Annotated in this window: 8 protein-coding genes; 7 read left to right on the forward strand and 1 reads right to left on the reverse strand. The window is 72.5% G+C overall.

Going from position 1 to position 9437, the window contains the following annotated elements; genetic code table 11:
• Positions 1-49: 49 nt before the first annotated feature.
• The 7 genes from aroA (at position 50) to MHW47_RS27140 (ending at position 8674) form a co-directional block, all read left to right on the forward strand.
• Positions 50-1285: a 3-phosphoshikimate 1-carboxyvinyltransferase gene (gene aroA, locus MHW47_RS27110; RefSeq protein WP_239226402.1), complete on the forward strand. Its 1236-nt coding sequence runs from the start codon at positions 50-52 to the stop codon at positions 1283-1285.
• A 98-nt stretch (positions 1286-1383) separates the two neighbouring features.
• Positions 1384-2637: a 1-deoxy-D-xylulose-5-phosphate reductoisomerase gene (gene dxr / locus MHW47_RS27115; protein ID WP_239226395.1), complete on the forward strand. Its 1254-nt coding sequence runs from the start codon at positions 1384-1386 to the stop codon at positions 2635-2637.
• Positions 2634-3944: an RIP metalloprotease gene (locus MHW47_RS27120; protein WP_239226396.1), complete on the forward strand. Its 1311-nt coding sequence runs from the start codon at positions 2634-2636 to the stop codon at positions 3942-3944. The genes dxr and MHW47_RS27120 overlap by 4 nt, the downstream gene beginning before the upstream one ends.
• Before the next feature lie 185 nt (positions 3945-4129).
• The gene (gene ispG / locus MHW47_RS27125; RefSeq protein ID WP_239226397.1) at positions 4130-5284 is read left to right on the forward strand and encodes a flavodoxin-dependent (E)-4-hydroxy-3-methylbut-2-enyl-diphosphate synthase; all 1155 of its coding nucleotides are present in this window, start codon (positions 4130-4132) and stop codon (positions 5282-5284) included.
• Between the two features lie 164 nt (positions 5285-5448).
• The gene (locus tag MHW47_RS27130; RefSeq protein WP_239226398.1) at positions 5449-6294 is read left to right on the forward strand and encodes a GNAT family N-acetyltransferase; all 846 of its coding nucleotides are present in this window, start codon (positions 5449-5451) and stop codon (positions 6292-6294) included.
• A gap of 40 nt (positions 6295-6334) precedes the next feature.
• Positions 6335-6937 carry a GNAT family N-acetyltransferase gene (locus tag MHW47_RS27135; protein WP_239226399.1) on the forward strand — a complete coding sequence of 201 codons (603 nt, stop codon included), beginning with the start codon at positions 6335-6337 and terminating at the stop codon, positions 6935-6937.
• 36 nt (positions 6938-6973) lie between these two features.
• Entirely contained in the window at positions 6974-8674 is a 1701-nt protein-coding gene (locus MHW47_RS27140; protein ID WP_239226400.1) for a proline--tRNA ligase, read from the forward strand.
• Between the two features lie 63 nt (positions 8675-8737).
• Here MHW47_RS27140 and MHW47_RS27145 read toward each other — a convergent pair.
• The coding region (locus MHW47_RS27145) for an aminoglycoside phosphotransferase family protein (protein WP_239226401.1) at positions 8738-9437 on the reverse strand (700 nt) is incomplete at its 5' end.

The raw sequence follows: 9437 nt of genomic DNA on the forward strand, positions 1-9437 counted from the left end.
CGGGCGCGCGCCCCGCCGCGCCTCCCGGTCCACGGCAGGATGGACGCCCGTGACCGTCATCCATGTCCCCGGTTCCAAGTCCGTCACCGCGCGCGCCCTCTTCCTGGCCGCCGCCGCGAACGGCCGCAGCACGCTCGTACGCCCCCTCGCCTCCGACGACACCGAGGGGTTCGCCGCCGGGCTGACCGCCCTCGGCTACGAGGTCGAGCGCGAGGCCGACGCCTGGCACCTCACCGGCCGCCCCGCCGGGCCCGCCGCCGCCGAGGCCGACGTCTACTGCCGGGACGGCGCCACCACCGCCCGCTTCCTGCCGACCCTCGCGGCGGCCGGCGCCCGCGGCAGCTACCGCTTCGACGCCTCCGCGCAGATGCGCCGCCGGCCCCTCGCCCCGCTCACCGAGGCCCTGCGCACCCTCGGCGTCGACCTGCGCCACGAGGAGGCCAAGGGCCACCACCCGCTGCGCATCGAGGCCGCCGGCATCAAGGGCGGCGAACTCACCCTGGACGCCGGCCAGTCCAGCCAGTACCTCACCGCCCTGCTGATGCTCGGCCCGCTCACCCAGACCGGCCTGCGGATCACCGTCACCGACCTCGTCTCGGCGCCCTACATCGAGATCACCCTCGCGATGATGCGCTCCTTCGGCGTCGAGGTCACCCGCGAAGGCCCCGGCGGCACCGTCTTCACCGTGCCGCCCGGCGGCTACCGCGCCACCACCTACGCCGTCGAACCCGACGCCTCCACCGCGAGCTACTTCTTCGCCGCCGCCGCCCTCACCGGCCGCGAGATCACCGTCCCCGGCCTCGGCGAGGGCGCCCTCCAGGGCGACCTGCGGTTCACCGACGTCCTGCGCCGCATGGGCGCCGACGTACGGATGACGGCCGACTCCACCACCGTCCGCTCCACCGGCACCCTGAGCGGCGTCACCGTCAACATGCGCGACATCTCCGACACCATGCCCACCCTCGCCGCGATCGCCCCCTTCGCCACCGGCCCCGTCCGCATCGAGGACGTCGGCAACACCCGCGTCAAGGAGTGCGACCGGCTGGAGGCCTGCGCGGACAACCTGCGGCGCATGGGCGTCACCGTCGCCACCGGACCCGACTGGATCGAGATCCGGCCCGGCACGCCCCGGCCGGTGGAGATCGAGACCCACGGCGACCACCGCATCGTCATGTCCTTCGCCGTCACCGCACTGCGCACCCCCGGCATCACGTTCGACGACCCCGGCTGCGTACGGAAGACGTTCCCCGGCTTCCACGAGGCATTCGCCGCCGCCACCGGCTGACGGAGGACCCACGGAGGGAGGTGCCGGGGCGGACACGCGCGGCCCCGGCCGGTACGCCCCTGTCCCCGCACCCGGAACGAGCGGCGACAATGGGGCGCATGACCGACAGTCCCGCACCTCTCGCCGACCCGCACCTCGTCTTCGACGCCCAGGAGGGTCGCCGGGATCTCGTCATCCTCGGCTCCACCGGTTCCGTCGGCACCCAGGCCATCGACCTGGTGCTGCGCAACCCCGACCGCTTCCGCGTCACCGCGCTGTCCGCGGCCGGCGGCCGGGTCGGCCTCCTCGCCGAGCAGGCGCACCGGCTGAACGTGCGCACGGTCGCGGTGGCCTCGCCCGAGGCCGTACCCGCCCTGCGCGAGGCCCTGCGCCACGCGTACGGGACGGCCGCCCCGCTCCCCGAGATCCTCTCCGGGCCCGACGCGGCGAGCGAACTGGCCGCGAGCGACTGCCACACCGTGCTCAACGGCATCACCGGCTCCATCGGCCTCGCGCCCACCCTCGCCGCGCTCCGGGCCGGCCGCACCCTGGCCCTCGCCAACAAGGAGTCGCTGATCGTCGGCGGCCCCCTGGTCAAGGCACTGGCCGCGCCGGGGCAGATCATCCCCGTCGACTCGGAGCACGCGGCGCTCTTCCAGGCCCTCGCGGCCGGCACCCGCGCCGATGTGCGCAAGCTCGTCGTCACCGCCTCCGGCGGCCCGTTCCGCGGCCGCACCAGGGACGAGCTGTCCGACGTCACCCGCGAACAGGCCCTCGCCCACCCCACCTGGGCCATGGGCCCGGTCATCACCGTCAACTCGGCGACCCTCGTCAACAAGGGCCTCGAAGTCATCGAGGCCCACCTGCTCTACGACATCCCCTTCGACCGCATCGAGGTCGTCGTGCACCCCCAGTCGTACGTGCACTCCATGGTCGAGTTCACCGACGGCTCCACCCTCGCCCAGGCCACCCCGCCCGACATGGCCGGACCGATCGCCATCGGCATCGGCTGGCCGCAGCGCGTACCCGACGCCGCCCCCGCCTTCGACTGGACCAAGGCGTCGAGCTGGGAGTTCTTCCCGCTGGACGACGAGGCGTTCCCGTCCGTCGGCCTCGCCCGGCACGTCGGCGAACTGGGCGGCACCGCGCCCGCCGTCTTCAACGCCGCCAACGAGGAGTGCGTCGACGCGTTCCTGTCCGGGAAGCTGCCCTTCAACGGCATCATGGACACCGTCACCGCGGTGGTCGGCGAGCACGGAACGCCCGCCCCGGGAACTTCCCTCACCGTCGCGGACGTCCTTGAAGCGGAGACCTGGGCGCGCGCTCGGGCCCGGGAACTCTCGGCCAAGGCCACAGCGGAGGCACGCGCATGAGCATGACGACGATCCTGCTGACGATTCTCGGCATCGCCGTCTTCGCCTTCGGCCTGCTCTTCTCCATCGCCTGGCACGAACTGGGCCACCTCTCGACCGCCAAGCTCTTCGGCATCCGCGTCCCCCAGTACATGGTCGGCTTCGGCCCCACCCTCTGGTCCCGCAAGAAGGGCGACACCGAGTACGGCATCAAGGCCATCCCGGCCGGCGGCTACATCCGCATGATCGGCATGTTCCCGCCCGGCAAGGACGGCCGGCTCGAAGCCCGCTCCACCTCGCCCTGGCGCGGCATGATCGAGGACGCCAGGTCCGCCGCCTACGAGGAGCTGGAACCCGGCGACGAGACCCGCCTCTTCTACACGCGCAAGCCGTGGAAGCGCGTCATCGTCATGTTCGCCGGACCCTTCATGAACCTGGTCCTGGCCGTGGCGATCTTCCTCGGCGTCGCCATGACCTTCGGCTTCCAGACCAACACCACCGAGGTCGCCGGCGTCCAGAAGTGCGTCATCCCGCAGAGCGAGGAACGCGAGACCTGCAAGAAGTCCGACGCCGTCTCGCCCGCCCAGGCCGCCGGCCTCAAGAAGGGCGACCGGATCGTCGCCTTCGACGGCGAGCGGATCGACTCCTGGGACACCCTCTCCGACCGCATCCGCGACACCATCGGCCCCGCCACCATCACCGTGGAGCGCGACGGCCGGGAGAAGACCCTCCACGCGGTCCTCCTGAAGAACGCCGTCGCCAAGAAGGACTCCCGCGGCGAGACCGTCCCCGGCGAGTACGTCACCGCCGGCTACCTCGGCTTCGCCGCCCAGTGGGAGATCCTGCCGCTCTCCTTCGGCGACTCCGTCGTCCGCATGGGCGACATGGTGGAGAACGGCGTCGACTCGATCATCGCCCTGCCCTCCAAGATCCCCGCCCTGTGGGACGCCGCCTTCGGCGACGGCGAACGCGCGGCGGACTCCCCGGTCGGCGTCGTCGGCGCGGCCCGCATCGGCGGCGAGGTGATGACGCTGGACGTACCGGCCGAGAACCAGATCGCGATGATGCTGTTCCTGCTGGCCGGCTTCAACCTCTCGCTGTTCCTCTTCAACATGCTGCCGCTGCTCCCGCTCGACGGCGGCCACATCGCGGGAGCCCTCTGGGAAGCCCTGCGCCGGCACACCGCCCGGATCTTCAAGCGCCCCGACCCCGGCCCGTTCGACGTGGCCAAGCTGATGCCGGTCGCCTACGTGGTCGCCGGGGTCTTCATCTGCTTCACCCTGCTCGTCCTGGTCGCCGACGTGGTCAATCCCGTCAAGATCACCTGACCGGGACGCCGGACGCGCCCGGCGCACCGCGGGTGACCGGCGGTGCGCGGGGCGCGTCCGGCCGGGCCCGACATCCGTACCGGCCCGGACTCGGTGTGCTCCCGGCCGCTCTCGGTGACGTAACCTCGAAGGCCGGAGCCCGCCGATACCGGGACCTCGATCCACACCTTGGGGATGCTCAGCGCATGACTGCGATTTCTCTCGGAATGCCCGCCGTTCCGACCAAGCTCGCCGAACGGCGGGTCAGCCGACAGATCCAGGTCGGGTCGGTGGCGGTCGGCGGGGACGCGCCGGTCTCGGTGCAGTCGATGACGACCACGCGTACGTCGGACATCGGCGCCACGCTTCAGCAGATCGCCGAACTCACGGCCTCCGGCTGTCAGATCGTCCGCGTGGCCTGCCCCACGCAGGACGACGCCGACGCGCTGCGGACCATCGCCTCGAAGTCGCAGATCCCGGTGATCGCCGACATCCATTTCCAGCCGAAGTACGTCTTCGCCGCGATCGACGCCGGCTGCGCCGCCGTCCGCGTCAACCCCGGCAACATCAAGCAGTTCGACGACAAGGTCAAGGAGATCGCGCGCGCCGCGAAGGACGCGGGCACGCCCATCCGGATCGGCGTCAACGCCGGTTCGCTGGACGCCCGGCTGCTCAGGAAGTACGGCAAGGCCACCCCCGAGGCCCTCGTCGAGTCGGCGCTCTGGGAGGCGTCCCTCTTCGAGGAGCACGACTTCCGCGACATCAAGATCTCGGTCAAGCACAACGACCCCGTCGTGATGGTCAACGCCTACCGCCAGCTCGCCGCCCAGTGCGACTACCCGCTCCACCTCGGCGTCACCGAGGCCGGCCCCGCCTTCCAGGGCACCATCAAGTCGGCCGTCGCCTTCGGCGCGCTGCTCAGCGAGGGCATCGGCGACACCATCCGCGTCTCCCTCTCGGCGCCCCCCGCCGAGGAGGTCAAGGTCGGCATCCAGATCCTGGAGTCGCTGAACCTGCGCCAGCGCCGCCTGGAGATCGTCTCCTGCCCGTCCTGCGGCCGCGCCCAGGTCGACGTCTACAAGCTCGCCGACCAGGTCAGCGCCGGCCTGGAGGGCATGGAGGTCCCGCTGCGCGTCGCCGTCATGGGCTGCGTCGTCAACGGCCCCGGCGAGGCCCGCGAGGCCGACCTCGGCGTCGCCTCCGGCAACGGCAAGGGCCAGATCTTCGTCAAGGGCGAGGTCATCAAGACCGTGCCCGAGTCCAAGATCGTGGAGACCCTCATCGAAGAGGCGATGAAGATCGCCGAGCAGATGGAGAAGGACGGCGTCGCCTCCGGCGAGCCCCAGGTCGCCATCGGCTGAACCCCGGCCGCACCCGGCAGCGCCCCGCGAGGAACCCTCGGCGGGGCGCTGTCCGTGAGCGGGCTCACGCCGTCCGTTCCCGGCCGATCCCGGGCACGGGGCGCGGCCGACAGGCTCTTCGGTTACAGTGCGGAAATCAGCAGACCGCATGGTGAGGCCCCCACGTGTTGACGCACACCACCACCCGGGTCCTCGAACCCAGCGACCTCGGCGCCGCCCTCGCCGTACTCGAGAGCGAGCCCGTGGTCAACGCCTTCGTGACCTCCCGCGTCCACATCGCCGGCCTCGACCCCTGGCGCCTGGGCGGCGAAATGTGGGGCTGGTACGCGGACGGCACGCTCCGCTCGCTGTGCTACTCCGGCGCCAACCTCGTCCCCATCTGCGCCGGACCCGAAGCCGTCCGCGCCTTCGCCGAACGCGCCCGCCGGGCCGGCCGCCGCTGCTCCTCGATCGTCGGCCCCGCCGAGCCCACCGCCCAGCTGTGGCGGCTCCTCGAACCCGGCTGGGGCCCCGCCCGCGAGGTCCGGGCCAACCAGCCCCTGATGGTCACCGAGAGCCCGTCCGCCGACGTGACCCCCGACCCGCTCGTGCGCCGCGTCCGCAAGGACGAGATGGACATCCTGATGCCCGCCTGCGTGGACATGTTCACCGAGGAGGTCGGCGTCTCCCCGCTCGCCGGCGACGGCGGCCTCCTCTACCAGGCCCGCGTCGCCGAACTCATCGCCGCCGGCCGCTCCTTCGCCCGCATCGAGGACGGCAAGGTCGTCTTCAAGGCGGAGATCGGCGCCGCCACCTCCCAGGCCTGCCAGATCCAGGGCGTGTGGGTGGCCCCGGAGTACCGAGGCCGCGGCCTCTCCGAGACCGGCATGGCCGCCGTCCTGCGGTACGCGCTGGCCGACATCGCCCCAGTCGCCAGCCTCTACGTCAACGACTACAACACCCCGGCCCGCAAGGCGTACCGCCGCATCGGCTTCCGCGAGACCGGCGCCTTCATGAGCGTGCTGTTCTGACCGGCCCCCGCCCCGGCGGCCCGGCCAGTAGGGTCGGCTCATGGCAGCAGCTTCCGGAAGCGACCCCCGCACCACCGGCGTCCGGGTCGGGCCGATCGACCTCGCCGCGCGCGTCGACGAGGCGCTCGCCGTCCAGGCCGTCGCCTTCGGCCTGGGCGCCGAGGAGATCGAGGTCCGCCGCCACATCGTCCTGCGCCACCTCGACCACCCCAGGGCCCGCGCGCTCGGCGCCCTGACACCCCGGGGCCGCCTCGTCGGCTTCGTCTACGGCATGCCCAACGACCGCGCCCAGTGGTGGTCCACCGTCGTCGAGCCCTACCTCCGCGCCACCGGCAGCGACCCCTGGCTCGACGACGCCTTCGTCATCACCGAACTCCACGTCCACCCGGACTTCCAGCACCGGGGCATCGGACGCGCCCTCATCACCACCGTCACGGACGCCGTCGACGAGCCCCGCTCGATCCTCTCCGCCATCGACACCGACAGCCCGGCCCGCGCCCTCTACCGCTCCCTCGGCTACCGGGACCTCGCCCGCCAGGTCGTCTTCCCGAGCGCCCCGAAGCCCTACGCGGTGATGGGAGCGCCCCTTCCGCTGCGCCGTGCGGGGCGAATGGATTTCCGCCCGCACGGGCAGCCCCGCTAACCTCGGGCCCATCAACCTTCCGAGCAGGAGTTCACCATGGCCCAGGTCCAGCGCATGTCCCGATTGATGATCAAGACACTGCGCGACGACCCGGCGGACGCCGAGACGCTCAACCACAAGCTCCTCGTCCGAGCCGGCTACGTACGACGCACCGCGGCCGGAGTCTGGACCTGGCTGCCGCTCGGCAAGAAGGTCCTGGAGAACATCATCCGCGTCGTCCGCGAGGAGATGGACGCCATCGGCGGCCAGGAGGTCCTGCTCCCCGCGCTCCTGCCCAAGGAGCCGTACGAGGCGAGCGGCCGGTACGACGAGTACGGCGACCTGCTGTTCCGGCTCAAGGACCGCAAGGGCTCCGACTACCTCCTGGGCCCCACCCACGAGGAGATCTTCACCCAGGTCGTCAAGGACATGTGCTCGTCCTACAAGGACCTGCCGGTCATCCTGTACCAGATCCAGACGAAGTACCGCGACGAGGCCCGCCCCCGCGCCGGTGTGCTGCGCGGCCGCGAGTTCCAGATGAAGGACTCGTACTCCTTCGACACCACCGACGAGGGCCTGGTCGAGGCGTACCAGCTGCACCGCGCCGCCTACATCCGCATCTTCGAGCGGCTCGGCCTCGACCACCGCATCGTCTCCGCCGTCTCCGGCGCCATGGGCGGCTCCGCGTCCGAGGAGTTCCTGGCCCCGGCGCCCGCCGGCGAGGACACCTTCGTCGACTGCCCGAACTGCGACTACGCGGCCAACACCGAGGCCGTCACCTACCGGGCCACCGCCGCCGACGCGTCCGGCACCGGCCCCGTCGAGGAGCTGGACACCCCCGACACCCCGACCATCGAGTCCCTCGCCGCCCACCTCGGCGTGCCGGCTTCCGCCACCCTGAAGAACCTGCTGGTCAAGGTGGACGGCGAGATCGTCGCGGTGGGCGTGCCCGGCGACCGCGAGGTGGACCTCGGCAAGCTCGGCGAGCACCTGGCGCCGGCCGTCGTCGAACTGGTCACCGCCGAGGACTTCGTGGACCGCCCCGACCTGGTGCGCGGCTACGTCGGCCCGCAGGGCCTGGACAAGGTCCGCTACATCGCCGACCCCCGCGTCGCCGCCGGCACCGCCTGGATCACCGGCGCCAACAAGGACGGCAAGCACGTCCGCAACGCCGTGGCCGGCCGCGACTTCGAGGTGGACGACTACCTGGACGTCGTCGTGGTCGAGGCGGGCGACCCCTGCCCGAAGTGCGGCGCCGGCCTCCAGGTGGACCGCGCCATCGAGATCGGCCACATCTTCCAGCTCGGCCGCAAGTACGCCGACATCTTCTCGCTCGACGTCCTCGGCCAGCAGGGCAAGCCCGTCCGCGTCACGATGGGCTCCTACGGCATCGGCGTCTCCCGCGCGGTGGCCGCCCTCGCCGAGCAGACCGCCGACGACAAGGGCCTGTGCTGGCCCCGCGAGGTCGCCCCGGCCGACGTCCACGTGGTCGCCGCCGGCAAGGCCCTCCAGACCGAACTGGCCCTGGAGGTCTCCGACAAGCTGGCCGCCGCCGGTCTGCGCGTCCTGGTGGACGACCGCGCCGGAGTCTCGCCCGGCGTCAAGTTCACCGACTCCGAGCTGATCGGCGTTCCGAAGATCCTGGTCGCCGGCCGCCGTTCGGCCGAGGGCGTCGTGGAGCTCAAGGACCGCCGCACCGGCGAGCGCGAGGAGCTGACCGTGGACGAGGCGATCGCCCGCCTCACCCGCCAGGACTGACCCGCCACGCGCCAGGGCCCCGCACGGAACGCTCCGTGCGGGGCCCTCGCGCGCGCCCCGGCCCTACAGCCAGCCCGCGAACTCCAGCGTCACTTCGCCCTCCTGACGGCGCCCGGCCGCCAGCGCGCGGGTGCCCGACTCCACCGCCCGGAACAGCGTCCAGCCGTGCAACCGCTCCTGGTCCACGTCCAGCGAGTCCGCCAGCTTCCTGACCCGGCGCCGGGCCGTCGCCGCCCCGGCGGGCGAGGCGATCAGGTCCTCCACCCGGTCCCGGACCAGCCGCGCCAGGTCGTAGGCCCGCTCGCCGACCAGCGGCTCCGGCCCGACCGTCAGCCAGGGCGCCCGCTCACCCGCGAGGACCTTGCTCTGCCGGAAGTTGCCGTGCAGCAGCAGCGTCTCCGGCGCACCGGCCACCAGCTCCTCGCGCGCCGCCAGCGCCGCGGTGACCATCGACTCCAGCGCCGGGTCGGACGCGGCGGCGGCCCGCATCGCCTCCGTACGCCGCCCGGTCCGCTCGGCGACCGTCTCGAAGGGGTGCCCGGCCGGCGGGTCCACCCACAGCCTGCGCACCGTCCCGGCCGCCTCCAGCAGTGCCTTCGCCTCCGGCAGCGACCGCAGCGACACCTCCGGGTGCAGCCGCTCCAGCAGCAGCGCGCCCTCGACCGGCCGCCCGCCGTTCACCGGGTCGAGCAGCCGGACCGCCCCCCAGCCGTTCCAGTGCGCCAGGGCCGCCCGCTCCAGCTCCGGCGCCGCCCCGGCCGGG

Origin of the sequence: Streptomyces sp. OfavH-34-F (assembly GCF_022347745.1) — a bacterium.
Taxonomy (GTDB): domain Bacteria; phylum Actinomycetota; class Actinomycetes; order Streptomycetales; family Streptomycetaceae; genus Streptomyces.